28 protein-coding genes and 1 pseudogene are annotated in these 24,993 nt (G+C 61.1%); 8 read left to right on the top strand and 21 right to left on the bottom strand.

Going from position 1 to position 24,993, the window contains the following annotated elements; all coding sequences use genetic code 11:
* Positions 1-2 precede the first annotated feature (2 nt).
* Positions 3-3,134: a type III restriction-modification system endonuclease gene (locus tag AX672_RS15110; protein ID WP_202189348.1), complete on the top strand. Its 3,132-nt coding sequence runs from the start codon at positions 3-5 to the stop codon at positions 3,132-3,134.
* Positions 3,135-3,146: 12 nt separating this feature from the next.
* Here AX672_RS15110 and AX672_RS15105 read toward each other — a convergent pair whose 3' ends face one another.
* The gene (locus AX672_RS15105) at positions 3,147-3,899 is read right to left on the bottom strand and encodes an NYN domain-containing protein (RefSeq protein ID WP_066652656.1); all 753 of its coding nucleotides are present in this window, start codon (positions 3,897-3,899) and stop codon (positions 3,147-3,149) included.
* Between the two features lie 206 nt (positions 3,900-4,105).
* Between AX672_RS15105 and AX672_RS15100 the strand changes: the two genes are divergently transcribed.
* On the top strand, positions 4,106-5,002 hold the full coding sequence (locus tag AX672_RS15100) for a LysR family transcriptional regulator (RefSeq protein ID WP_066652654.1): 897 nt from the start codon (positions 4,106-4,108) through the stop codon (positions 5,000-5,002).
* On the opposite strand, the gene AX672_RS15095 is transcribed toward AX672_RS15100, so the two are convergent.
* From AX672_RS15095 to AX672_RS15010, 18 genes are all read right to left on the bottom strand, one after another.
* The gene (locus AX672_RS15095; RefSeq protein ID WP_006964542.1) at positions 4,990-5,217 is read right to left on the bottom strand and encodes a DUF2274 domain-containing protein; all 228 of its coding nucleotides are present in this window, start codon (positions 5,215-5,217) and stop codon (positions 4,990-4,992) included. The genes AX672_RS15100 and AX672_RS15095 overlap by 13 nt on opposite strands.
* Positions 5,214-6,539, bottom strand: coding sequence for a TrbI/VirB10 family protein (locus AX672_RS15090; protein WP_066652651.1), 1,326 nt, complete (start codon positions 6,537-6,539; stop codon positions 5,214-5,216). Before AX672_RS15090 ends, AX672_RS15095 begins: the two co-directional genes overlap by 4 nt.
* A complete protein-coding gene (gene trbG, locus AX672_RS15085; RefSeq protein ID WP_066652649.1) occupies positions 6,536-7,453 on the bottom strand; it encodes a P-type conjugative transfer protein TrbG in 918 nt (305 codons plus the stop codon). The genes AX672_RS15090 and trbG overlap by 4 nt, the downstream gene beginning before the upstream one ends.
* Positions 7,450-8,133, bottom strand: coding sequence for a conjugal transfer protein TrbF (trbF, locus tag AX672_RS15080; RefSeq protein ID WP_054109445.1), 684 nt, complete (start codon positions 8,131-8,133; stop codon positions 7,450-7,452). The genes trbG and trbF overlap by 4 nt, the downstream gene beginning before the upstream one ends.
* 21 nt (positions 8,134-8,154) lie before the next feature.
* Positions 8,155-9,435 (bottom strand): P-type conjugative transfer protein TrbL, encoded by a 1,281-nt coding sequence (gene trbL / locus AX672_RS15075; protein ID WP_066652643.1) that lies wholly within the window; start codon positions 9,433-9,435, stop codon positions 8,155-8,157.
* Entirely contained in the window at positions 9,432-9,686 is a 255-nt protein-coding gene (trbK-alt, locus tag AX672_RS15070; protein WP_066652642.1) for a putative entry exclusion protein TrbK-alt, read from the bottom strand. Before trbK-alt ends, trbL begins: the two co-directional genes overlap by 4 nt.
* 1 nt (position 9,687) lies before the next feature.
* The gene (gene trbJ / locus AX672_RS15065; RefSeq protein WP_066652640.1) at positions 9,688-10,407 is read right to left on the bottom strand and encodes a P-type conjugative transfer protein TrbJ; all 720 of its coding nucleotides are present in this window, start codon (positions 10,405-10,407) and stop codon (positions 9,688-9,690) included.
* Entirely contained in the window at positions 10,404-12,860 is a 2,457-nt protein-coding gene (gene trbE, locus AX672_RS15060) for a conjugal transfer protein TrbE (protein WP_066652639.1), read from the bottom strand. The genes trbJ and trbE overlap by 4 nt, the downstream gene beginning before the upstream one ends.
* Positions 12,857-13,126, bottom strand: coding sequence for a VirB3 family type IV secretion system protein (locus AX672_RS15055; RefSeq protein WP_006964035.1), 270 nt, complete (start codon positions 13,124-13,126; stop codon positions 12,857-12,859). Before AX672_RS15055 ends, trbE begins: the two co-directional genes overlap by 4 nt.
* Positions 13,126-13,458, bottom strand: a complete 333-nt coding sequence (locus AX672_RS15050; RefSeq protein ID WP_066652637.1) for a TrbC/VirB2 family protein — start codon at positions 13,456-13,458, stop codon at positions 13,126-13,128. Before AX672_RS15050 ends, AX672_RS15055 begins: the two co-directional genes overlap by 1 nt.
* Positions 13,455-14,390, bottom strand: a complete 936-nt coding sequence (trbB, locus tag AX672_RS15045; protein WP_372587591.1) for a P-type conjugative transfer ATPase TrbB — start codon at positions 14,388-14,390, stop codon at positions 13,455-13,457. Before trbB ends, AX672_RS15050 begins: the two co-directional genes overlap by 4 nt.
* 414 nt (positions 14,391-14,804) lie before the next feature.
* Positions 14,805-15,521 carry a sulfite exporter TauE/SafE family protein gene (locus tag AX672_RS15040; RefSeq protein WP_066652631.1) on the bottom strand — a complete coding sequence of 239 codons (717 nt, stop codon included), beginning with the start codon at positions 15,519-15,521 and terminating at the stop codon, positions 14,805-14,807.
* 50 nt (positions 15,522-15,571) lie between these two features.
* Entirely contained in the window at positions 15,572-16,324 is a 753-nt protein-coding gene (gene arsH / locus AX672_RS15035) for an arsenical resistance protein ArsH (RefSeq protein WP_066652629.1), read from the bottom strand.
* Between the two features lie 16 nt (positions 16,325-16,340).
* Positions 16,341-16,682: a YnfA family protein gene (locus AX672_RS15030; RefSeq protein WP_231731386.1), complete on the bottom strand. Its 342-nt coding sequence runs from the start codon at positions 16,680-16,682 to the stop codon at positions 16,341-16,343.
* Complete coding sequence (gene arsB / locus AX672_RS15025) at positions 16,679-17,752, bottom strand: ACR3 family arsenite efflux transporter (protein WP_066652627.1); 1,074 nt, start codon at positions 17,750-17,752, stop codon at positions 16,679-16,681. Before arsB ends, AX672_RS15030 begins: the two co-directional genes overlap by 4 nt.
* Before the next feature lie 13 nt (positions 17,753-17,765).
* On the bottom strand, positions 17,766-18,194 hold the full coding sequence (arsC, locus tag AX672_RS15020; RefSeq protein ID WP_066652626.1) for an arsenate reductase (glutaredoxin): 429 nt from the start codon (positions 18,192-18,194) through the stop codon (positions 17,766-17,768).
* Positions 18,191-18,706: an arsenate reductase ArsC gene (locus AX672_RS15015; RefSeq protein WP_066652625.1), complete on the bottom strand. Its 516-nt coding sequence runs from the start codon at positions 18,704-18,706 to the stop codon at positions 18,191-18,193. Before AX672_RS15015 ends, arsC begins: the two co-directional genes overlap by 4 nt.
* An 8-nt stretch (positions 18,707-18,714) precedes the next feature.
* Positions 18,715-19,077: an ArsR/SmtB family transcription factor gene (locus tag AX672_RS15010; protein WP_006952181.1), complete on the bottom strand. Its 363-nt coding sequence runs from the start codon at positions 19,075-19,077 to the stop codon at positions 18,715-18,717.
* 136 nt (positions 19,078-19,213) lie between these two features.
* On the opposite strand from AX672_RS15010, the gene AX672_RS15005 reads away from it, so the two are divergent.
* The 6 genes from AX672_RS15005 (at position 19,214) to AX672_RS14980 (ending at position 23,556) form a co-directional block, all read left to right on the top strand.
* Complete coding sequence (locus AX672_RS15005; RefSeq protein ID WP_066652663.1) at positions 19,214-19,528, top strand: ArsR/SmtB family transcription factor; 315 nt, start codon at positions 19,214-19,216, stop codon at positions 19,526-19,528.
* Between the two features lies 1 nt (position 19,529).
* Positions 19,530-20,585 carry a permease gene (locus AX672_RS15000; protein WP_066652623.1) on the top strand — a complete coding sequence of 352 codons (1,056 nt, stop codon included), beginning with the start codon at positions 19,530-19,532 and terminating at the stop codon, positions 20,583-20,585.
* 14 nt (positions 20,586-20,599) lie between these two features.
* Positions 20,600-20,836, top strand: a complete 237-nt coding sequence (locus tag AX672_RS14995) for a thioredoxin family protein (protein ID WP_066652621.1) — start codon at positions 20,600-20,602, stop codon at positions 20,834-20,836.
* Between the two features lie 4 nt (positions 20,837-20,840).
* Positions 20,841-21,893, top strand: coding sequence for an ArsO family NAD(P)H-dependent flavin-containing monooxygenase (locus tag AX672_RS14990; RefSeq protein WP_231731384.1), 1,053 nt, complete (start codon positions 20,841-20,843; stop codon positions 21,891-21,893).
* Between the two features lie 111 nt (positions 21,894-22,004).
* Positions 22,005-22,691 (top strand): type IV toxin-antitoxin system AbiEi family antitoxin domain-containing protein, encoded by a 687-nt coding sequence (locus AX672_RS14985; RefSeq protein ID WP_066652619.1) that lies wholly within the window; start codon positions 22,005-22,007, stop codon positions 22,689-22,691.
* On the top strand, positions 22,684-23,556 hold the full coding sequence (locus AX672_RS14980; protein WP_066652617.1) for a nucleotidyl transferase AbiEii/AbiGii toxin family protein: 873 nt from the start codon (positions 22,684-22,686) through the stop codon (positions 23,554-23,556). The genes AX672_RS14985 and AX672_RS14980 overlap by 8 nt, the downstream gene beginning before the upstream one ends.
* A gap of 74 nt (positions 23,557-23,630) precedes the next feature.
* Here AX672_RS14980 and AX672_RS14975 read toward each other — a convergent pair whose 3' ends face one another.
* Together AX672_RS14975 and AX672_RS14970 are read right to left on the bottom strand one after the other, a co-directional pair.
* Positions 23,631-24,755 carry an HPP family protein gene (locus AX672_RS14975; RefSeq protein ID WP_066652616.1) on the bottom strand — a complete coding sequence of 375 codons (1,125 nt, stop codon included), beginning with the start codon at positions 24,753-24,755 and terminating at the stop codon, positions 23,631-23,633.
* 4 nt (positions 24,756-24,759) lie between these two features.
* A pseudogene (locus AX672_RS14970) lies at positions 24,760-24,939 on the bottom strand (globin domain-containing protein); the annotation flags it as partial.
* Positions 24,940-24,993 lie beyond the last annotated feature (54 nt).

The raw sequence follows: 24,993 nt of genomic DNA, 5'->3' as shown, positions 1-24,993 counted from the left end.
CCATGGCCATGAAGCTCAAGTTCAAGGTTCAGCCTTACCAGACGCTGGCCGTCGATGCCGTGGTGGATTGCTTTGCGGGCCAGCCCTTTGCCAGTGGCCCGACCTATCGGATCGATCCGGGCAAGCGCAATCAGGCGGAAGCGTTCGATGACGAGGGGTTTCGCAATACCGACTTTGCGCTGACCGAAGCGCAACTGCTCGACAATATCAAGGCTGTGCAGCGGCGCCAGAATCTGCCGCAGTCTGCCTCGCTACACAGCTTCGTCACCCGTGACACCAAGGGCAAGGCGGTGCCCGCACCAGCAGCCTATCTCAAGAATATGGCGGCGGTCAGCCAGCTTCATCTCGATGTCGAGATGGAGACCGGCACCGGCAAAACCTATTGCTACATCAAGTCGATGTTCGAGCTGAACCGCCGCTATGGCTGGTCGAAGTTCATCATCATTGTGCCGAACATCGCCATCCGCGAAGGCGTAGCCAAATCGCTGACGATCACGGCAGAGCACTTCACCGAGACCTACGGCAAGAAGGCGCGCTTCTTCATTTACAACTCGAAGCGGTTGCACGAGCTGGAGAGCTTTTCGTCCGATGCCGGGCTGAACGTGATGGTGATGAACATCCAGGCGTTCAATGCGAGCGGCAAGGATAATCGCCGCATCTACGATGCGCTCGATGAATTCCAGTCGCGTAAGCCGATCGATGTGATCGCCGCCAACCGACCGATCCTCATCCTCGATGAGCCGCAGAAGATGGAGGGAAAGGCCACTGTAGAGGCTTTGCCCAAGTTCCGCCCACTCTTCGTGCTGCGCTATTCCGCCACGCACCGAACCGAACATACCAAGATCCATCGGCTCGATGCGCTGGATGCTTATAACCAGAAACTGGTGAAGAAAATTCAGGTGCGCGGCATCGCGCTCAAGGGCCTGACTGGCACGACAGCCTATCTGTATCTTGAAGGCATCGAGACGGTCGGCCGCGGCAAGGGCGGTCCCTTTGCCCGCTTCGAGATGGAGATCAAGGACACTACCGGCACGATCAAGCGCCGGAAGAAGCGTCTGAAGTTTCACGATGACCTTTATGACCTTTCCGGTGGTTTGGATCAGTATCGCGATTTTGTCGTGTCACAGATCGACGCCACGATGGACACGGTGGAGTTTACCAATGGTATCATCATCAAGGCTGGCGAGGCTTATGGTGATCTTTCCGAACGCGACATCCGCCGGATCCAGATCCGCGAAACGATCCGCGCGCATCTCGAGAAAGAAAGGCAGCTTTTCACCCAAGGCGTTAAGGTGCTTTCCCTTTTCTTCATTGATGAGGTGGCCAAATACCGGGACTACAGCCGTGGCGATCAGAACGGCGAATACGCCCGGATGTTCGAGGAGGAATACACTGAGGCCGTCGCCGACGTGCTGGACGAACTCCCGCTTGAAGAAGCTGCCTGGCGAAAGCATCTCGAAGCAATCCCGGTTGCCAAGACGCACGACGGCTATTTTTCGATCGACAAGAAGACCAAGCGGCTGAAAGATCCTGAGTTCAAAATCGTCAAGGATGAGGAAACCGGGAAGAAGACCGAGAAATCTGACGATAGCGACGCTTACGACCTCATCCTCAAGGACAAAGAGCGGCTGCTCTCGTTCGAAGAGCCCGTCCGATTCCTGTTTTCCCACTCCGCGCTCCGCGAAGGTTGGGACAATCCGAATGTGTTCGTCATGTGCATGCTCAAGCAGAGCCTCAACATGATTTCACGGCGACAGGAAGTTGGCCGTGGTCTGCGCCTGGCCGTTGACCGGTTTGGCGATAGGCTGGACCACCCGGCTACCGTCCACGACATCAACATTCTCTCGGTGATCGCGAGCGAGAGCTACACCGACTTCGTTGGCGGGTTGCAGAAGGAGATTGCCGAAAGCCTCTCGGCACGGCCCCGCAAGGCCAGCCAAACGTACTTTGCGGGCAAGCAATTGCAGACGCCCGAAGGGCCGGTCACGGTCACCGACCAGATGGCGACGCAGATCCACCGGTATCTGATCAAGAACGACTATATCGACGATTCCGACCAGATCACCGATGTCTACTACACAGCCAAGGCTGATGGGACATTGGCCGCGCTGCATGAAGATTTGGTGCCCTACCAGGCAGAGGTCTTTGGCCTGATCGACAGCGTCTACAGCGATGCAGCGCTCCCCAAGTTCGAGGATGGGCGTAAGCCCAAGCGGAACCCGCTCAATGACAATTTCCACAAGGGGGCCTTTCAGGAGCTTTGGGGCAGGATCAACCGCAAGGCTGTCTATCGCGTCGAGTTTGACACGGCTGAGCTCATTCAGAAATGCATCGGCGCGTTGAACCGCGAACTGCGCGTGACCAAGCTGCAGTATTCCGTCCAGACGGGGATCCAATTGGATCAGGTCACCGATGAGCAGCTCAGGGACGGCACCGGTTTCAGCGTCACGCGCAATGAAACTGTCAAAGCGGCGTCAGCCCGTTCGTCTGTGAAGTATGACCTGCTGGGCAAAGTCTCAGAAGCAACCGATCTCTTGCGGCAAACGGTGGCTGAGATTCTGTCTGGCATTGAGCCGTCAATCTTCGAACAGTATCGTGCAAACCCTGAGCACTTCATCTCTGAGGCAGCGCGGCTGATCAAGGAGCAGAAGGCAGGTCACCTTATCGAGCAGTTGGTCTATGATCCGATCGACGAGCGATATGACGCCGATATTTTTACCGCCGCCGAGATTGGTCAGGATTTTTCCCGAGCAACCGAGCGTCTCAAGAACCACGTCTTCGACTATTGCATCACCGATTCTGGGGTCGAACGCGACTTCGTTGGGGAGCTGGATACCAGCGCAGAGGTCGAGGTCTATGCGAAGCTGCCGAGGGGCTTCCTGATCCCAACTCCAGTTGGCGACTACAATCCCGACTGGGCCATTGTATTTCGAGCGGGCGCAGTGAAGCACATCTATTTCGTCGCCGAAACCAAGGGTTCGATGTCGTCGCTTGCCCTACGAGATCTTGAACGCGCAAAGATTGATTGCGCTAAGAAGTTTTTCGCCAAGCTGGCAGAAACGAACCCGACGCCCAACGTGCGGTACGGGGTAGCGGACAGCTATGACAAGCTAATGGAAATCGTGACAAACTGATCCCGGCAAAGGCTATTTTTTGCCCTTGGCGGGCACGTGTTTGAGTCTGATCTGGACGTGGCCCGATTCCGTGCGGCGGGATTCAAACGCGCCCGCCTTGTCTACGAGATCGCTGAGCTTGGCCTGACCATAGGTACGCGGATCGAAATCCGACGCGAGTTCAGCGATACGCTGGCCCACTCGGCCCAAGGGAACCCAGCCACCGTCATCGTCCAGCTGCGCAATGGCCTTGCGAATAAGCGGGGCGGCCGCGCTTGGGGCTTGTTTGGCTGCCGCAGGACGCAGATCGGCGCGTTCGGGCTCTTCCGACGTCGGCGCCTCCGGCAGAAGATTTTCCGTGTAGATGAAGCGTCGACAAGCCTGGCGGAAGCTCTCGGGGGTTTTCTGCTCACCGAAGCCGTATACATCGATGCCTTGCTCGCGGATTCGGGCAGCAAGCCCTGTGAAATCACTGTCAGACGATACCAGGCAGAAGGCGTCGAAGCGCCCGGTATGCAACAGGTCCATGGCGTCGATCACGAGCGCAATGTCAGACGCATTCTTGCCGGTGGTGTAGGCGAAATTCTGCTGCGCCCGGATTGCGTGGGTTGAAAGCACCTCTGCCCAGGATTTGAGGCGGGTTCCAGAAAAGTCGCCATAAATCCGGCGCACACTGGCTTCACCGATCTTGGCGATCTCTTCGAACAGACGGGTAGCGATACGGGAGGAGGCATTGTCAGCGTCGATGAGGACAGCAAGACGCGGAGCACGGGGTTCATTCGACATGTCGAATCCTTACCACGCCGCCGTTAAGATTTGTCTCCAAAATAGATCAAACAGATTTGAAGTTAAATTCCGACATCCGCCTGACTGGGCAAGTAAATTTACGGATCGAGATCTGACGTCGATCCACTACCGCGAATTTATATTGCGATTTCAGTCTGATTGCGCCTCAATGCCGGCAAGAAAGAGAATGGGGGAGCGATAGCAGTATGACGATCGAGGTTCGGCAACTCCGCTACGCCGTTCTGACCGCAGACACCCGCAGCTTTTCCCGTGCTGCCACGGCGCTCAACATGAAGCAGGCAACGCTGAGCCTGCGGGTTACGCAACTTGAGGACAAACTCGGCATCAAGTTGTTTACGCGTTCGACGCGGGGAGCTGAGCCGACCGAGATGGGCCAGGTCTTTCTGGAGTCCGCGCGGCGCATCATCACCGACATCGACAATCTGCAAACCACCGCTCGAGCGGTCAGCTACGGTGAACAAGGACGTCTCGCCGTCGGTTACAGCTCCTCGCTGATGGCAGGCAATCTGAAGCAGACCTTCTCCGAGTATCTGACCCGATTTCCTGACGTCCAGTTCGATGGCGAGGAAGCCGCTCCCGAAAAGCTGCTGAATGCCTTGCAGTCGCGGACCATCGATGTCGCGGTGGCACCGGCGGGGATGGAAGAGAGCGGCATTCTGGCGCGCTCGGTCTGGTCTGACAGGCTGATGGTCGCCTTGCAGTCGGGCCACCGGCTTCTCGAAAGCGACCGGATCTACTGGAGTGATCTGCGCCGCGAAGTGTTCGTGGTGCCGGGCGGCGGCATTGGTCCGACTCTAGCCAATCTGCTTGCTGCGCGGCTGACCGGGCAAGGCGGGCGGCCGAACATCATCGTGCAGAATACCAGCCTCGAGAGCGTGCTGAGCATTGTGTCGGTCGGCCGCTTTATATCAATCGCAACCGAAGCCTCGCAGGGGGTGACATGGCCGGATCTCCATTTCCGCGATATCCACGATCAGAACGGCACGACGCGCCTCGAATTTTCGGTTTACTGGCGCGAAGACAATGACAATCCGGCGCTGCAACGCTTCTTCACCCTGATCAACGAGCGTTACCCCGTCTGAGGTGTCTTGCGCGCTTTGGCAAAAGCCCGGTCGGTTGCGATAAACCGCTCAAGCATGGGCGGAATGAGCCGCTCGGCGGTCGGCGCACCTTTGGCATCCCCGCCGTTTACCGCGAGCGCATAAGCTACCAGATCGCGGTGAAGTCGTGCAGAGAGCTCCAAGGTCAGCCGCACTGGCTTTTCATCGGCCAGATCAGCCAGTTTGAGACGGGTCATCGAGTTCCTCCCGCAGGCATCGGTTCGAGCACCAGATCGCGCGTCACGATGATGCGCAGCGAAAATCCGGGGCGCACGGTCAGTGTCGGCGGCACGTTCAATTGCCGCTGCACGACCTGCCTGCCAGTCTGGCTTATGGTGTCCTGCGTGCCGAAACGCAGCGCCCGAATGAGATCGCTATCACCGTTCGAGATGAGCTCTGTACCAGCGCCCAGCAATGTCGAAATGAGCGCGGCCTTGAGCATGTTGCCCCAATGATAGTTGGTCTGGTCTTCAAGGCCGGCCATACCAGCAGCATCAGCGCCGGGCAGGCGATCAAGCAGGATCGATTGACCTCCGGGAAGGATGAGGCGGTCCCACGCCAGCAGCACGCGGTTCTGTCCGGCGGCTACCTCGCTGTCATATTCACCGATCAGCCTTGAGCCTTGGGGGATCAGGAGGATCCGGCCGGTGGGGCTGTCATAGACATTTTGCGTAACCTGCGCCGTGATCTGGCCTGGAAGGTCTGACCGGATGCCGGTTATGAGTGCCGCCGGTATGACGCTGCCGGCCTGCACAACGTAAGGCGATGCAAGGCGCATGATGCGCTCAGGGCTTTCCGTGCTGCGGTTGCCTCGCTGATCGAGAAAGGCGCGGCGACTGGACGTGGCTGTTGGTGCAGACGGTAGAGCCGGATCGGCACCCGGTATCGAAGCTGATGGCGCTGGCCCTACTGCGGTTGCAGACCGACTGTCGGTCGTTCCGGTCTCTCCGGCAAGAAACAGGCGACTGGTCCGGGCGCTGTCACGCTCCTGCGCGGCGCGCTCACGCGCTTGCTCGGCGGCGGCAATCCGCGGATCGGGCTGTCCTGCGGCCGGGGCGGCACCAATAGGCGGGATCGGGACATTCTGTCCGCCACGCTGTGCGGCAACGATCGGGCCGCCGAGGTCGCCGGGCAGTGCAGGCCCCAACTTGGGCACGTCGCCGTAATTGGCGGGTGCGCCGTTGACCGAGTCCGCGCGGTTGCGGCTGTTCGTGTCGTAGAGATTCTCTGCTGGCAGGTGGTTCTGGGGCTGCAGTGCGTAGATCAGCGCACCGCCAATCCCGACGCTGGCGAGGAGACCAAGAGTCGCTAATGCCTTGCGCGACAAGCGCATGACGCGCGGCGGCTCCCCGCCAAGGCGAAACCCGTCGGGGTTGGCCGGTGCAACCGGGCGCTCGCCGTCAGGCTCGTCGCCTTCGGCATCGACCTCAACGTCTGTTTCAACGTCAGTCTCGACTTCAGCCTCAACAATCCGGTTGGAGACCGGTCGCACGCCATCATCCTGCGGTCTCGTGTTCATGAGCGGCTCCGGCGGCGTGCGCGTTCACGCTCAATGCGAACCTGCTTGGCGCTGTTGCCTGCGCCAAGCCGCAATTCCGCACGCTCAAACAGCCGGTCGACAACCATATAGCGGCCTTGCACACGGTAGTTCACCAGCTCAGCTGCCTGGTCCGCGCCGATCACGAACAGCGGCGGCATATCGCCGCTCGCAATGTCGCCCGGAAACTCGATGAACACCTGCCGGCCATCATCGAACACCCGCACTGGTCGCCATCCGGGATGATCGCCCCCGATGCGGTAGCGAAAGTTCAGGCTTGAGAAGTCGATACCCGAGGCCACCGGTGCCGTGCGTTCACGCTCGGCCTCGGCAGTACGCAGGGCGATCAAGGCGTCCTGCGGATAGGTCCAGGAGACTGCGGCCATATAGGTCGAGTTCGTCGCACTGAGTTCGAGATGATAGGTGCGCCGATTGGTATTGATAATGAGGTTGGTGCGAATGTCGGCCCGCGTCGGCTTGACGAGGATGTGAACCCGGCGCGCTGCTCCGGCACCGCTCACCGTGTCGCCGATTATCCAGCGGACCGTATCGCCCGATGCGACCGGCCCCGGTCCAACGAGTTCTTCGCCTTCCTGGAGCATGATGTCGGTAATCTGCCCCGGTGCGGTGTAAATCTGGAACAGGGCTCCATCGGAGTAGGCATATTGCTGGATGGCATTGAAATAGCTGGTGCGCTCCGGTTCCACCCGCGCTGCGGCGTTGGCTCTACCAACACGGGTGCGCGGGTCGGCAGGCTCAACGGTCTGCGCCGATGTAGCAGGAATTGGATGGGGCTGAGCGCGCTGTTCGCGCGCCATGGCTTGGGCAGGTATGCAGATCAGTGTTACCGCTGAGAGCATAATCGATGTGCGCAGGGCGCGCGTCGGGCGGATCATTGGCTAAGCTCCTTTGACCAGTTGATGGCGTTGATGAACAGGCCGAGCGGATTCTTGCGCAGGGCATCGGGAGTGCGAGGTGGCTGCACGACGGTGGTCAGGATCGCTGACCACCGCGAAGTCTCGAGAAGGGCGCCATCCTGGTAACGCCGCTCGGTCCAGCCGACGCGAAAGCTGTCGTTCGACGCACGAACGACACTCGACACATCGACCGCGACCTGCACCTTGCCGACTTGGGCAAAGGGATCGTTGTTGCGCGCGTAGTCATTGAGCGCCTGCGCGCCGCGGTCGGTGGTAAAGTCGTAAGCCCTGAGCCAGTCTTGCCGCAGCACGATCGGATCGGCGGGAATGGCGCGCACCTGTTCGATGAAGCGAGCAAGGTGGAACGCCATCTGCGGGTCGGTCGGGCGATAATCGACATCGGCAGGCGCGATGGCCTGTGCCTGGCCAAGCTTGTCGACCTCGACCACCCAGGGCGTGATCGTGCCGCGCGCCGATTGCCAGACGAGACCGCCTGCCAGCCCTCCCGAAAGCGCAAGGCAACCAAAGAAGGCGAGCCGCCAGTTTTTCGCCTGCACCCGTGCTGAACCGATGCGGTCGTCCCAGACCTGGGCCGCGCGTTGATAGGGCGTGACGGGCTCGGGACTGGTCCCGTAGCGGATAGAGGGGCGTCGAAACATGTCGGATCCTTTTCGGAAGTTTCAGCTTTTGTCGGAGATGTCGGGGCCAGAGCCGCCGCCGTGGCTGTCGCCGCCCTTGAGGGTATGCGAGGCCATGTTGGCGCCCTGCGTCATCGCCTGACGCCGCCTCATCGCGGTGGCCCATGCAGGAGGGCCATCGGCGGCGCCGGTCGCTGCCGCATTGGTGGGCGTCCCGGCCTTGCCAGCGGCATAGTTCGCTTTGAGGCTGTCCGCGGCCCGGCGAAGCGGTGACGCCGCGCTGCTTGCGGCTGATTTTGCGACGTTGGCGAGACCCGAAGCAGCCGCAGCCCGTCCGGTTTTGCCAGCGGCTCCGGCTGCATAGGCACCCGACGCGCCGCCTGCCGCGCGGGCACCGCTCGTGGCCGTGCCCGCCATAGCCGAGCCAGCGGCACCTGCGGCGAGCTTGGCACCTGCGATACCGCCCGCAATCGTCGCGCCAGCGGCGATCGCCGTACCTGCTGCCGCGCCTGCGCCGAGCTGCGGGCCGCCCGAGACAATGCCGTTGGCGATGCTGGGACCAAAGATACCGAGGCCGAGCAAGGTCAGGGCAGCAAGCGCAATCGCCATCACCTGCTGGATGTCTGGCTCAACCCCGATCCCGGCGTTGATGAATTGCGAGAACAGGGTCGTGCCAATGCCAGTGATGACGGCCAACACGAGCACTTTGATGCCGGAGGAAATGATGTGGCCAAGGACGCGCTCGGCCATGAAGGCGGTGCGCCCGAAAAAGGCGAACGGCAGCAGCACGAAGCCTGCAAGCGTCACCAGCTTGAACTCGATTATGGTGACGAAGACCTGGATCGCCAGCACGAAGAAGGCGATGACGACGATCAGCCAGGAAATCAGCAGGATCAGGATCTGCACGAAATTGGTGAATAGGCCCACCGGCCCGACAAGATCGGCGGTCGCATCGAGCAGTGGCTGCCCGGCATCAAGACCGGTCGCGGCCACAACGCCGGGGCGCATGAAATCGCCAATGGCCATGCCGCTGCCACTGGCCTGCAGGCCAAGCCCGGCAAAGCTCTGGAGCATGATGCCAGCGAGATTCGAGAAGTTGCCGATGATGAAGGCGAAAGTGCCGATGTAGAGCGTCTTCTTGATCAGGCGCTGCAGCACATCCTCATCGGTGCCCCAGGCCCAGAACAAGGCAGCTATGGTCACGTCGATGACGATGAGAGTGGTCGACAGGAAGCCGACCTCGCCGCCGAGCAGGCCGAAGCCGCTGTCGATATACTGGGTGAAGACCGTCAGAAACTGGTCGATGACGCCGGTATCATTCATGGCTGCCGGTCCCTTCCATGGAAAAATCGGCGGCGCTCAGCTTCCCAGACCGTATCGCATCCCGATTCCGGCATGGTGATCGTGCTGCAGCGCTTGAGTTCTGCGGCGTGAGGGTTCGGAGATCCTGACTCGTCCGCGACATAGGTCGTTGTGTCGTGCCGAGCCGGCGGCCGCGTTGCCGAAACAACCGCGACCGCGATCAGCAATCCGCCAAAAGCAGCGGCTGCCGCCAGCTTGACCGACCGGCTCATGTCAGTTCCGGGTCCGGAAGCGGCGGAAACGCTCGCGGCCCTCGGCCTCGGTCGCGGCATTGCGCGCGGCCTCGATCGACTGCGCGCGGCCCTGCGCCGCAATGGCGGCGGTCAGATCGGCCAGTTGCTGGGTTTGCAAAGCCAGTAGCTGATTGCCGGCCTGTGCCGCCTGCAAAGCCCCGGTCGCTGACTGGCTGGCACCGACCAATGTCGTGATCGAGCTGCGGGTCGCACCCAGATTGCCGACGATCCCGGCCTGCACCTTCATGGCATCTTCGAAGGCGCCGACGCTGTCCTGCCAGCGCGCATTGGCGTTGGCGACCATCTGGGCTTGCCCGCCGGTCAGTGCCGCCCCCTTGTAACGGCCGTTGAACACCTGCTGCACGTCGGTCACGTCATACGCGATGCGTTGGGCCTGGTTCAGCAACTGGCGGGTCTGGTCGACCTGTTGCTGCAGCGTCTGGATCGTCGAGACCGGCAGACTGGCAAGATTGCGGGCCTCGTTGATGAGGCTGGTCGCCTGGTTCTGGATCTGCTGGATCTGATTGTTGATCTGCTGCAGCGTCCGGGCGGCGGTCAGCACGTTCTGCGCGTAGTTGCTGGGATCATAGACGATCCCGCCAAACTGGGCCTGCGCTGGCGCGGCGATCATGGTGCCTGATACCAGCGAAGTGGCGATCGCCGTCGCCATGATAGCGCGGCGGAGGAAGGGCATTTTCATGGGCGGTTTTCCTTGTCCGTTAGTGCGGGCGGCGGGGGAGGAAGCAGCTCGGCCGCCCATCCGAGGCTGCGGTTCTGGAGCCAGGCCGCTGCAAATCCTTCGCGGCCATGGGCTGCGACAATCTCGGCGATGCGGATCTGATCGGTTTTGGAAGAGGCGGCGCTGAAGGCGAGTGCGACATCGCCCAGGCCCAGCTCGAACAGCCGGTTGCCGCGCCGCGACTGGCAGTAGTAATCGCGTTTCGGGGTAGCCCGGCTCAGGATTTCGATCTGGCGATCATTGAGGCCGAACCGCTCATAGACCCGTGCGATCTGCGGTTCGGCCGCGCGCTCGTTGGGCAGAAAGATGCGCGTCGGGCAGCTTTCGATGATGGCAGGCGCGATGGCCGACGTCTCGATGTCGGCAAGGCTCTGGGTCGCGAAGATGACGCTCGCATTCTTCTTGCGCAGCGTCTTCAGCCATTCGCGTAGCTGCGCGGCGAAGGCCGGGCTGTCGAGCACGAGCCAGCCTTCATCGATGATGATCATGGTCGGCGAGCCGTCGAGCCGCCCCTCGATTCGGTGGAACAGATAGGCGAGCACAGCTGCGGCCGATGACGCGCCGATCAGACCTTCGGTTTCGAAGGCCTGCACGGACGCCTCACCCAGACGTTCCTGTTCAGCATCGAGCAGCCGTCCCCATGGACCGCCGATGAGATATGGGGCGAGGGCCTGCTTCAATTCCTGGGATTGCAGCAGGACCGCGAGACCGGTGAGTGTACGCTCGGCAGGTGGTGCGGACGCAAGCGATGTCAGGGCCGACCAGAGATGTTCTTTAGAAGCAGGGTCAATCACCACGCCTTCGCCGGCCAGCATCGCCGCCAGCCATTCGGCGGCCCAGGCGCGTTCGCCGGCGTTGTCGATCCGAGCAAGCGGCTGCAGGGCGACGGCAGCGCTGTCGCCTTCTTCGGCATACAGCGCGCCGCCGAGATCCTGCCAGTCACCGCCCATGCCAAGCGCGGCAGCGCGGATCGATCCACCAAAATCGAAGGCGAAGATCTGGCTGCCTTTGTAGCGCCGGAACTGCAGCGCCATCAGCGCCAGCAGTACGGATTTGCCTGCCCCTGTCGGGCCGACGATCAGACTGTGGCCCACATCGCCGACATGAAGGGAAAGGCGGAACGGGGTCGAGCCTTCGGTCTTGCCGTAAAGCAAGGGGGCGTCACCGAAATGCTCGTCCCGTTCCGCTCCCGCCCATACCGCTGACAGGGGGATCAGGTGGGCGAGATTGAGTGTGGAAATGGGCGGCTGCCGGACGTTGGCGTAGACATGGCCGGGGAGCGATCCGAGCCATGCCTCGATCGCATTCATGCCTTCGATCGTGCAGGTGAAGTCGCGGCCCTGGATGACCTTTTCGACCAGCCTTAGTTTCTCCGCCGCCAGCGCCGGGTCGCGGTCCCAGACCGTGACCGTCGCAGTGACATAAGCAATGCCGGCATGATCTGCGCCGAGTTCCTGCAGCGCCATGTCGGCATCAGCCGCCTTGTTCGAGGCGTCCGAATCCATCAGCACCGACTGCTCGTTGGTCATCACCTCCTTGAGGATGGCAGCAACCGATTTGCGCTTGGCGAACCATTGCCGCCGAATCTTCGCGAGCAGCTTGGTGGCATCGGTCTTGTCGAGCATGATTGCCCGCGTCGACCAGCGGTATGGGAAGGCCTGCCGGTTGAGCTCATCAAGCAGCCCGGGAAAGGTCGCCGTCGGAAAGCCGGTGATGGTGAGTGTGCGCAAATGATGGGCGCCAAGCATGGGCTCGAGACCGCCGGTCAGCGGCTCATCGGCCAGCAGCGCGTCGAGATAGACCGGCGTTTCGGGCACGCGGACGCGCTGCGTCCTGGTCGATACCGTGCTGTGGAGATAGGTCAGCGTGGCGGCGTCATCGAGCCACGCTGCCTCGGGCATGAAACCCTCAACCAGATGCAGCACGCGGTCGGTACGATCGGCGAAGGATTTGACGAGTTCCTTGGGATCGACCCCGGTCGACGCCTTGCCTTCGTAGAGCCAGCCTTCGGCGCGCGCCGCTTCCTCGGGCGGCGGCATCCACAGCAGAGTCAGATAATAGCCGCTTTCGAAATGCGCGCCTTCCTCACGAAACTGTTCGCGGCGTTCCCTGTCGACCAGTGCCGACACAGGATCGGGAAAGCGGGACTGCGGATAGGCTTGCGCCGCGGTGCGCTGCGCTTCGACGAAAACCGCCCATCCCGAGCCCAACCGCCGCAGGGCATTGTTGAGCCGGGAGGTGACGGCCACGAGTTCAGCGGGCGTGGCACTGTCGAGATCGGGACCGCGAAAGCGCGCTGTCCGCTGGAATGATCCGTCCTTGTTGAGCACCACGCCCGGCCCCACCAGTGCGACCCAGGGGAGGAAGTCTGCGAGACTGGCGGATTTGGTCCGATATTCCTGAAGCGACATCATGGCCGCACCCAGGTCGGATATTTGAGATGGCGGCGCGCGACATCGACAAACTGTGGATCGCGGCGTGCAGCCCAGACCGAAAGCACATGACCGATTGCCCAGATGGCAAGGCCAGCGAGCCAGAGCCGCAAACCGAGGCCAATCGCGCCCGCCAGCGTGCCATTGACGATGGCGAGTGCACGCGGCGCACCGCCGAGCAGGATCGGCTCGGCCAGTGCGCGGTGGACCGGGGCATAGAAGCCGGGGATGTCGTCTGCCGATGTCATCAGATCAGTGCTCCGCCGCCGAAGCTGAAGAAGCTCAGGAAGAAGCTCGATGCGGCAAAGGCAATCGACAGGCCGAACACGATCTGGATCAGGCGGCGAAAGCCGCCCGACGTGTCGCCGAAGGCCAGGCTGAGGCCGGTGACGATGATGATGATCACCGCAACGATCTTGGCGACCGGCCCCTCGATGCTCTCGAGGATCGACTGCAGCGGGGCTTCCCACGGCATCGACGAACCACCGGCATGCGCCGGGGTGGCAGTGGCCACCATCACGAAGGCAGCGGTAGCTGCGAGCGCAGCGCGATTGGTGCGGCGCCGGAGGGCATGGATCATAGGGAGTCTCCTTGGGTTTGGGTGGCGGAAATCAGGCGATAGTCGCCGGTGACGGGGTCGAGCCCGTCGACGCGGGCTAGTTCGGCGAGACGCCGCCCGGTGCCGTCACGCACCAGCACGGCAATGAGGTTGATGGTCTCGGCAATCAGAGCGCGCGGGACGGTGACGACCGCTTCCTGGATCAGCTGCTCCATCCTCCGAAGGGCGCCGATGGCGCTTCCGGCGTGGATCGTCCCGATCCCGCCGGGGTGGCCGGTGCCCCAGGCCTTGAGGAGATCGAGCGCCTCGGCGCCGCGCACTTCGCCAATCGGAATCCTGTCAGGGCGAAGTCGAAGGCTCGAGCGGACCAGATCAGAGAGCGAGGCCACGCCATCCTTGGTTCGCATCGCCACAAGGTTTGGCGCGCGGCATTGGAGCTCGCGGGTATCTTCGATGAGAACCACCCGGTCTGTGGTCTTGGCGACCTCGGCGAGCAGGGCGTTCGTGAGCGTCGTTTTGCCGGTGCCAGTGCCCCCGGCGACAAGGATGTTCAACCGCTGTGCAACGCCCGAACGAAGCCTGTCGGCTTCAGCTGCGCACATGATTCCTGCGCTGACATAGTCCTCGAGCAGAAACACCGCGACGGCGGGCTTGCGGATGGCAAAGGTGGGAGCCGCCACCACCGGTGGCAGGAGGCCTTCAAACCGTTCTCCGCTTTCCGGCAGCTCCGCTGACACGCGCGGTGCATCGCCGTGAACTTCGGCACCCACATGATGGGCAACCAATCGGATGATGCGCTCACCATCGGCTGCGGTCAGGCGTTCACCGCTGTCGGACAGTCCGATGCCCAACCGGTCGACCCAGAGGCGTCCATCAGGATTGAGCATGATCTCGATGACTTGCGGGTCAGCCAGCCAGGTCGCGATCGACACGCCCATTGCCGTGCGCAGCATGCGTGCGCCGCGTGAACGTGCTTCAATTCGGACTGGCTCAGCGCCCATCGGATACCCCGCTTCGGGAGCGGGACAGGATCGTCCGGCTCGACGGGGACGAGTAAGAGACGCAGAAAAGGGGCTAGTTCAACAAGGATTTAGCGTCGAAGTAGTGGGGGATAGAAAAACAGGGAGGAGCGTAGTTCGAAGCACTTGCACCAGGCTTTTGCGCCAACGACGTCGCTATGCTCATCCTTATGCCAATGTTTAAGATCGGCAAAATTCGCCGTGGTCGATCGAGAGAGATTATAGCGCAGCGCGTCTAGCGGGATTGAACATGCAAGTAGCAGCCTGACGGCAATAGTCTCGATGGCTCCGCGAGCCTGATAGGAAGGTCCGCGGCACTGCAACCAACGCCTTCGCCACCTGAATGCACTAACCTGTGACGACCATCTGCGCGGCTATGACCACCAGCAGTCCGGTCACGATTCGGCGGAACCAAATGACAGGCATGCGCTCGATCAGTAGCTTGCCCGCCCAGGTGCCCAGCACCATGGCACCGCCGAGCAGCAAAGCGAGCGGCCAGAACGATGGGCTGAACGCGAGGCGACTGCCGTAGATCGCCATCTTTACACCGTGCATCGCGATGGCAGTCACGGCTTCGCTGGCCACGTAAGCAACGGGCGGCAGGTTGAGGCTCAGGAACACGGCCGCGCCTAGTGGCCCCGCGCTCCCGACCAGCCCTGAGAGAAATCCGACCGCCGCCCCGCCGACAAGCAACACGCCGCCCCCTGCTCGCATCCGGATCAAGCCGAGCGATTTGACCAGTACGAACAGCAGAATTGCCGCGCCGACGAGCCGGACGATCATGGGCTTTGGCAAGGCCACGAACGACGTGGCGCCAAGCGCAGCAAACGGAATCGCGGTGACGAGGAACATGCCCACTGGCCGCCAGCGGATTTCCGTAAAAGCGAACCCAGCGCGGGCGAGATTGCCGACGAGCTGCGCAACTGTCAGCAAGGGTACGGCTTCGGTCACACCAACCGTGTGGGTCAGCATCGGCAACAGCAGCAGCGCACCGCCGAACCCGGCAGCGCCGGAAATCGCAGCGGCAAAAAATGCCGCAAGGGCAAGTAGAAGGTATACGGTCACCGACTTGACTTACTTGCTGCGGGTCAGGCTGTCAGCCCCGACGCGCGCCGTTACCGCTGGCCCAGAGAATCGAGGATCGCCTCTACAGTAGCGACAGGCCGATCAGTCTCGACCCGCTCCGAATATCGGTCGACCAGTTGCTCGGCGTGAGGACGGAGCAAGACCGTGAATCTAACCAATTCCTCCATTACGTCCACGATTCGTTCATAGTAACTCGACGGTTTCATCCGCCCGGCATCGTCAAATTTCTCATAGGCCTTGGCGACTGAGGACTGGTTCGGAATGGTGAACATCCGCATCCAGCGCCCGAGAATGCGCAAGGTGTTGACGCTGTTGAAGCTTTGCGACCCAGCACTCACCTGCATCACCGCCAGCGCACGGCCTTGCGTGGGGCGCATCCCCTTATAGGCCAGTGGAAGATGATCGATCTGCGTCTTCATGATGCCGGTGATTTGGCCATGACGTTCGGGGCTGCACCAGACCTGCGCCTCGGACCACAGCGAATGCGCGCGCAGTTCGGCCACTGCCGGGTGATCGTCATCCTTGACCTGATCCGGTAGAGGCAGATCGCAGGGATCGAAAATACGTGTTTCGCAACCAAAAAACTGGAGGAGACGGGCGGACTCCTCGACGACGAGGCGTGAATAGGACCGTTCGCGCAGCGAACCGTAGAGTAGAAGGATGCGTGGTGGCGGATCTAGCTCGCCTAGGCCCAGCGCTGGATTGCGATGGGCGTATTCGGGCTTCAGTGCGGGAAGCAGATCAGGATCGGCGAGCGCGCGCAGACGAGGATATTCGGACATATTCAAACGAACTCCATCACGCCGTTCGCGGCGCAAAGAGGATGATGGCCGCGCCTAGAATGCAGACTGCGGCTCCAATGAAATCCCAGCGGTCAGGCTGCTGGCGTTCGACCACCCACAGCCAGACCAGCGACGCAGCGATATAGACGCCGCCGTAGACGGCATAAGCGCGCCCCGCCGCATCGGTTGGTGCCAGTGTCAGCAACCACGCGAAGATCACCAGCGAAGTGGCCCCCGGCGCGAGCCACCAGATCGATTTGCCCAGTCTGAGCCACGCCCAGAAGGCGAAGCAGCCCGCGATCTCGAAGAAGGCGGCAGCTATGAAGATACCGAGCGCCGGAGCTGAAGCGATGTTCACCCCCGCGTATCTACCGGAACGCTGTCCGGGAACCAGCGTCGTCCGAACCAGAAGGCAACATTGACCAACAAGATAAGCACTGGCACCTCGACCAGCGGACCGATCACGGCCGCAAAGGCGACCGGCGAAGCCAGCCCGAAGGCGGCAATGGCCACAGCAATTGCCAGCTCGAAGTTGTTGCCCGCCGCCGTGAACGCCACTGCCGTCGTGCGCGGATAGTCACTGGCGATCAGCTTGCCCATGAAGAAGCTGATCGAGAACTGGACCACGAAATAGATCGTCAGCGGGATGGCGATACGGATGGTGTCGCCAGGGAGAGTCAGAATCTCGCCGCCCTTGAGGCTGAACATGGCGGTGATGGTGAACAGCAGCGCGACCAGCGTGATCGGTCCGATCTTCGGCAGAAAGGTGCGCTCATACCATTCATCGCCCTTGGCCTTCGCCAGCCATTTGCGGGTCAGGTATCCGGCAAGGAACGGGATGCCGAGATAGATTAGCACCGCTTGGGCAATCGTCCAGAAACTGACGTTGATGACGCTGCCTTCCAGCCCGAACAGCGGCGGCAGAAAGGCGAGGAAGAACCAGGCGTAGACGCTGAAGAACAGGATTTGGAAGATCGAGTTGAACGCGACCAGGGCAGCGACATATTGATTATCGCCCTTGGCGAGCTGGTTCCAAACGATGACCATAGCGATGCACCGCGCGAGGCCGATCAGGATCAGCCCGGTCATGTATTCCGGCTTGTCACTGAGGAATATCACGGCCAGCGAAAACATCAGCACCGGTCCGATGATCCAGTTCTGGATCAGCGAGATCGCAAGCACCCGCTTGTCCTCGAACACACGCGGCAATTCCTCATATCGCACGCGCGCGAGCGGCGGATACATCATCAGGATCAGGCCGATGGCGATGGGAATGTTGGTGCTGCCCCACGAAAGGCTATCGATGGCCTTCGGCAGGCCCTCGAACGTCGACCCCAGCGCGACGCCCAGCGCCATGGCGAGGAAGATCCACAAGGTCAGATAGCGATCAAGGAACGACAGGCGTTCGCGCTTAGGCTGGGCGGTCATTGTCGTTCCTGCTTCAGTTGACGACGCGATTGCCGGCGGCGTCGATGACCTGCTCGCCATCTTCCTTGGCGAAAGCAGCGCGCTGGGCGGCAGGAATGAGGTCGAGAACCTCTTCCGAAGGGCGGCACAGCTTCACGCCAAGCGGCGAAACCACCAATGGGCGGTTGATCAGAATGGGATGCTCCATCATCGCGTCAATCAACTGCGCATCGGTGAGATCGGGATTGTCCAAGCCCAGTTCCGCATAGGGCGTGCCCTTTTCGCGCAGCAGCGCGCGTGGGGCGATGCCGGCCCGTTCGATCAGGCTTTCGAGCAAGGTGCGCGAAGGCGGTGTCTTGAGGTATTCGACAACGTGCGGCTCGATGCCCGCATTGCGGATCATAGCCAGCGTGTTGCGCGAGGTGCCGCATTCGGGGTTATGGTAGATCACGATGTCGATCATGTGCTCGCTCCGCTGCTGGCACCTTCGGCCTTGCCGATTTCCTTAAGCTTCTGCTTCATCGCCATCTCGTCGATGCTGGCATGCGGCAATGTCAGGAACAGCGAGATACGGTTAGTGAGGTAGCGCAAGGCCTGCAGAAAGGCGTCGCGCTGGCCTTCGCCCTCAACAGATGCCGGGTCCTCGATGCCCCAGTGCGCGGTCATCGGATGGCCGATCCAGACCGGGCATGCCTCACCTGCAGCGCTGTCGCAAACAGTGAAGATGAAATCGAATTCCGGCGAACCGGGCTTGGAAAACTCACTCCAGCTTTTCGAATACATACCGATGGTGTCATAGCCCATGCCGCTGAGCACCGAGAGCGCCATGGGATGAACCTCACCCTTGGGCTGGCTGCCAGCGCTCCAGGCCTTGAACCGGCCTGCGCCAAGCTTGTTCATCACCGCTTCGCCCAGGATAGAGCGGGCGCTGTTGCCGGTGCACAGGAACAGGACGTTGTAGATCTTGTCAGCCATTTGAAGCCTCAGGCGTCTTGGGGTTGGGATGGGTTGCAGGCCAGATCTGCCATCAGATCGCCGCACATTTCCGGCGCGCCCTGGCAGCAGTCCTGCATCAGGAACAGGAGCAGACGGCGCATGCCCGGATAGTCGGCGCGGTAATGGATCAGTCGGCTTTCGCGCTCCGACTGGACCAGCCCGGCGCGCTCCAGCGTGGCAAGATGATGCGACATGGTGGAAGGCGGCACGCTTTGATGTTCGGCGATCGCGCCTGCGATCATGCCTTCGGGGCCAGCCTTGACCAGCATGCGGAATACCGAGAGCCGAGTTTCGTGCGCCAAGGCTCCAAGCGCATCGACAGCCCAGACCTGTGCGTTGAGATCGTCCATCCAATCCACCTTTCGAGAATGATGGAAATAGATCCCGTAAAGACTAAGTCAATCGACATTTCCAGAATCGTCAAACCATTCGTCGGCGTTGATCTGCGTCAAAGCGCATATGCGGTTTACGGCATATGCAGTTCTTATGGCTTTGCGCATCAATGACCTGCTGACTGCTCTGTCAGAACCAACGCGCCTCCGTGCCCTGCAAATCATCTGGGACGGCGATGAGCATTGTGTCTGTGAGTTGATGGAGCGCCTGGGCGCTACCCAGTCACGCATGTCGCGGCATATGGCGCGGCTCAAAGTGGCGGGCCTGCTGACCGACCGGCGCGACGCGCAATGGGTGCGTTATCGCCGCAATCCCGATCTACCGGTGGCAACGGTGGCCATTGTTGATGCCATCCTTTCCGCACTGCCCGTGCCTGCTCCTGCACAATGCCAGAAAAAGGCTGCCTGATATGAACACCATTGCCGCAAGCTTGGGTCAGGCCCGCAAGTCGCAAGGGATTTGGTTTGTCGGGATCGCCATCTTCGTGGCCGCCTGGTTTGCCATCTACAACCAGCTACTGCCCTTCGCGCGGTGGCTGGTCGCGCAACTGCCGATTGCCCCCGGCAGTCATCTTGCTTCGTCGGTCGAGTTTTTCTTCTACGACACGCCCAAAGTGCTGATGCTGCTGACCTTGGTGGTGTTCGCGATGGGCGTGGTGCGCACCTTCTTCTCGCCTGAACGAACGCGTGCCCTGCTGGCGGGCAAGCGCGAAGGGCTGGGCAATATTGCCGCCGCGCACCTCGGTATTGTCACCCCATTCTGCTCCTGCTCGGCCGTGCCGCTGTTTGTCGGATTCGTGTCTGCTGGCGTGCCGCTCGGCGTCACCTTCTCGTTCCTGATCGCCGCACCGATGGTGAACGAGATTGCCCTTGGCCTGCTGTTTGCGCTGGTGGGCTGGAAAGTGGCGCTGACCTATCTCGCCTTCGGGCTGTCCATTGCCATCGTGTCGGGTTGGGTCATTGGCCGCCTGCATCTGGAAGGCTGGCTCGAACCCTGGGTGCGTGAAGTCCGCGCGGGCGCAGTCGATCTGGAAGACGAACATCTGACCTGGGTCGACCGGTTCGAAGCGGGTTGGGACGCGGTCAAGGAGATCGTCAGCAAGGTCTGGTACTGGATCATTGCCGGGATCGCTGCCGGTGCCTTCATCCATGGCTATGTGCCCGCCGAACTGCTTTCCAGCATCATGGGCGCGGATAGCTGGTGGTCGGTGCCTGCCGCAGTTCTTCTCGGCATCCCGATGTATTCCAATGCCGCAGGAATCATCCCAGTGATCGAGGCGCTGGTGGGCAAAGGCGCGGCGCTGGGCACGGTGCTCGCCTTCATGATGTCGGTCATCGCGCTATCGCTTCCCGAAATGATCATCCTGCGCAAGGTGCTCAGCCTCAAACTGATCGCGGTGTTTGTTGCCGTAGTTGGCACCGGCATTCTTGGTGTGGGCTACCTGTTCAACGCTCTGTTCTCCTAAAAAGGATCAATCCCGTGAAAGACATCAAAGTGCTCGGCCCCGGCTGCAAGCGATGCCAGAAGACCGAAGACATGGTGAAGGCGGCTGCTGCCGCGCTTGGCATCGAGGCGTCGATCGAAAAGATCACCGACTACGCCGAGATGGCGAAGTATGGCATTGCCTCAACGCCGGGCATCGTGATCGATGGCAAGGTCGTTCATGCTGGCGGTTTGCCCAAGGAAGATGATCTCAAGCGCTGGCTCCAGGCCTGAGGGCGTGGAGACCCACGACATTGTCATTATCGGTGGTGGCCAGATGGGGCTGTCGCTGGGCTACTACCTACACCGCGCCAAGGCTGATTTCCTGATCCTCGATGCCGAAGATGGTCCCGGCGGTGCCTGGCGGCATGGCTGGGAATCGTTGCGGCTGTTTTCGCCCGCGGGATACAGCTCACTGCCCGGATGGCTGATGCCACCGCCCAATCATGACGGCTATCCAACCCGTGATGATGTTCTGAGCTATCTGACCCGGTACGAGGAACGCTATCACCTGCCTGTTCGGCGACCGGCCAGAGTGACGAGAGTTCAGCGGGGCAGTGATCATCTGGAAATCGAGACCGCCTCAGAGCGATTGGCTGCACGGCTTGTGGTCAGCGCAACGGGCACATGGTCGCAACCCTATATTCCCGACATGCCGGGCCGTGACCTGTTTCAGGGCGCGCAGGTCCATTCGGCCCACTATGTGCGGCCTGAGGACTTTGCCGGTCAGACGGTGCTGGTGGTCGGCGGCGGAAACAGCGGCGCGCAGATCATGGCCGAGGTCGCACCTGTCGCTCGCGCGCTCTGGGTTACGACCCAAGACCCTGTATTCCTGCCAGACGATGTCGATGGCCGCGTTCTGTTCGAACGCGCCGTCGCGCGGATGAAAGCAGGGCCGAGCGAGACACCGGTCGGGGGCATTGGCGATATCGTGATGGTGCCGCCGGTCAGGGAGGCACGCGGCCGAGGCGATCTCGGCTCCGTGCGCCCCTTCGAACGAATTAGTGCGATAGGCGTCGTCTGGGACGACGGCTCTGAAATGGCAGTCGATGCCATCATCTGGTGCACCGGCTTTCGGGCCGCGCTCAATCATCTGACGTCGCTCGACGTAATCGAGCCTGACGGGCGGATAGAGGTCGATGGGCAACGATCTATCAAGGAACCGCGCCTGTGGCTTGCCGGCTATGGTGACTGGACTGGGGTAGGCTCCGCGACGCTGATGGGCGCGGCCCGGACCTCCCGGGATCTCGCGTCGCAACTGGTCGCCGCAGGCGCACTCAGCCAACCCTGAGGTTGGCGAAGCGGAGTATACTGAGGGTGTCAATTGCAGCTTGAACGGTGCGCATAGGCGGAGATGTAGAAATTCTTGAAACTTTCATAATTAGGAAGTATTGAGAATTTTATGTCCAGTCTAGCGCAACAGGTATCCGCAAGCGCGCTGCGCGATCGGATCTTCAATGAGCGCCAGCTCAGCGAACTGCTGGGGGGAGGCGATGCGCGGCGTTATGGCCTCGTCAACCGCGCCCTCAAGGACGGGTCACTCATTCGCCTGAAGCGCGGGGTTTATGCGCTTGCCAAGGCGCACCGAAGCGCTCCTGTGCATCCCTTCGCGGTGGCGCAGGCTTTGCGTCACGGGAGCTATATTTCCTTTGAAAGCGCGCTGGCTTACCATGGCTGGATTCCTGAGGCCGTGCTTGTCACTGCCAGCGTGACGCCGGGGCGTAAAACGCTGGAGATTCCGGCCACCGAATTCGGCTCCTTCAAATATCATCCGCTGGCCATTGCCGATTATCGCTTCCTTGGCGGCGTCGAGCGCGTGACCTTCGACAAGCTCACCGCCTTTGTCGCTAGGCCGCTGCGCGCCCTTATGGATCTTGTCGCCCTGCGCAAGGTGGAATGGTCTGGCCTCGATTGGCTGACCAGTGGCATGCGGATCGATGATGAGGCGCTTCTGGCATTGACGCAAAAGGACTTTGCCGCAGTGAAGTCGGTCTACAAGCACAAGGCAGTGAACGCCTTCCTTTCCGAGCTTGAAGATGTGGTTCTGACGGCAAGACGGGCTCAAAGCAGGGGATCGCTGCATGATTGACATCATCAAAGAAAAGCTCGGTCGCTATGGCGCCACCAATGCGCTTGAAGAGGAAAACGCGCTCAAGGAGATCCTCCAGGAGATTGCGTTATACGCGCTGTGGCGCGCCGATTTCTTCGATTGCGCCCTGTTTCAGGGCGGCACCAGCCTGCGCATTCTGCTCGGCCTGCCACGCTTTTCCGAGGACTTGGACTTTCTCCTGCGCGTGCCGAACATGGACTTCGACTGGTCCCCTTACCTCGAGGGGATGACCGAGGTGTTCGGCCAGTTCGGACTGGCACTGGAAGCTCAGCCCAAGCCGCGCATGGATACGGCTATTCGCCAAGCGCTGCTCAAGGACGATTCCATCGCCAGCCAGCTCGACTTGTCATTCGCAGGCACCGGCCATCGCAAGGCGATCAAGATCAAGCTGGAAATTGATGTGAACCCTCCCGCAGGATCCGGCGAGGCGACCACCTATCTTGATTTTCCAGCCGATTATGAGGTGCGCCACCAGGATCTGGCTTCCAATTTCGCGCTGAAGATTCATGCCCTGCTATGCCGGGGATTCCTCAAAGGTCGCGACTGGTTCGACTTCTCTTGGTATGTTTCGCGCGGGCTCGAACCCAATTTCATCCTCTTACAAAACGCGCTGGTTCAGGCAGGGCCATGGGCCGGTGACGGGTCGCTCCACGTCGACATGTCATGGTTGAAGGCTGCGCTTTCTGGCACAATCACTCGGATCGAGTGGAAGGAAGCGGCAAAGGATGTCGAGCGCTTCCTGCGTCCTGCCGATCTCAAATCGGTTGATCTGTGGAGTGAGCGCTTTTTCCTCGCCAAGGTCGATAAGCTGGTCGCGGCGTCTGACAGCCAAGCTGTAGCCTAAAGGCCGACATGCCGGGGTATCCGTGGAGCGTCACGCTTGGCTGCCTCCGAAGCAGCAGCCAAAGGTGACAACCCTCATTTTGTATTGAGCGTGACCGCTTTTGTTATCAGACTGGCAATGATGTCCGTTTGGGTAACGATGCCTTGCAACTGCATGTTGTCGTCTACGATCATGACCTCGTGACCGTGACCATTGGCGAGAGGGGCGAGCAGTTCCGCCGCTGGCGCGGACACATGCGCCGTATCTGCCGGTGCCATGATCTCCGACGCAAAAGCCCCTTGTTTATCGAGGTCTGGCCATGTGATCACTCCGACCAGTTGGCCAGAGACATTCTCTACCGGTAGCGCACGCAGGTGCCTTGCGCGCAGGAGTCTATGCGCCTCCTCCACCGGTGCGGTTGCCGCAATCGTGATAACGTCGCGTGACATGATGTCGTTGCAGCTTAGCTGCTCGACCTGTCGCTCCGCCGCGTTGAGGCCCGCCAATTCGAAGATTCGCAAAAGATCGTCGCGATTGATATCGAGCGTATCGCCAAAGCCTTCGAGCGCTGCATCAATGTCTTTCGGCTTCACCCCGCTCCTGCTGAGCGGCGCAGAATCCTGCGTGCCGTGGGTGCTTTCGGTCAGCATCACTCGATGCGGATAGGTGTGGCCTGACATGCGATGGAATGCCAGACCAGCAAGTATCAACAGCAGTGAGTTCAAACCCACGGGATAAAGCGCGAACATGAACGGATGCGCGCTTCCGGCGGCCCCGCCGAGCACGGCGGACAAGGCGACCGCGCCGCCTGGCGGATGCAGACAGCGCGCCAGCGACATGATCGCAATCGCAAGGCCGACACCAAGCCCCGCTGCAACGGTAGTATTGGGAACGGCAAGGGCAACGGCGATGCCTACCAAGGCCGACAGGACATTCCCGCCCAAGATCGACCATGGCTGTGCCAGCGGACTTGCAGGCACAGCGAAAAGCAGGACCGCAGAGGCTCCCATCGGCGCCACGAGTAGAGGGTGCGCAGCTCCGGTACCGGCCAGAACGCCGCACAACAGTCCCGTAGTCACAATGCCGATTATGGCACCTGCCACCGCAATAAGCCGCTCACGCGCGCCAGGTCCGGGCGGAGCCGCTACATACGTGCTGTAGTAGCGGCTCCAAACCAATCGCGGCGCAGTTTCAGGGCTCAAATCGGTAACTTTATCCATCTGTTCAGGCAGGGTTTATTGCCTCAGGCTGCCCGTTGCCATCGGTTTCAGCGTAGAGAACCTCTTCTTTGCCGATGAGGATGTCCGCAAGCGCCCAATAGGCCTCACCCCATGCACCGAGCACTTCGTCGGTTGCAGCATCGCCCAAAACGTCTCGGATCGCGGGCAGCAGGGCATTGGCCACTAGCCCGGCTTATTCATCGGGTTCGGTCAGAAGGGTTGGCGGGAGTGGTTTAAG

It is taken from the genome of Sphingomonas sp. CCH10-B3 (genome assembly GCF_001556185.1).
In the GTDB taxonomy this organism is placed as follows: domain Bacteria; phylum Pseudomonadota; class Alphaproteobacteria; order Sphingomonadales; family Sphingomonadaceae; genus Sphingomonas; species Sphingomonas aquatica.
This window is presented reverse-complemented; position numbering and strand designations above follow the sequence as displayed.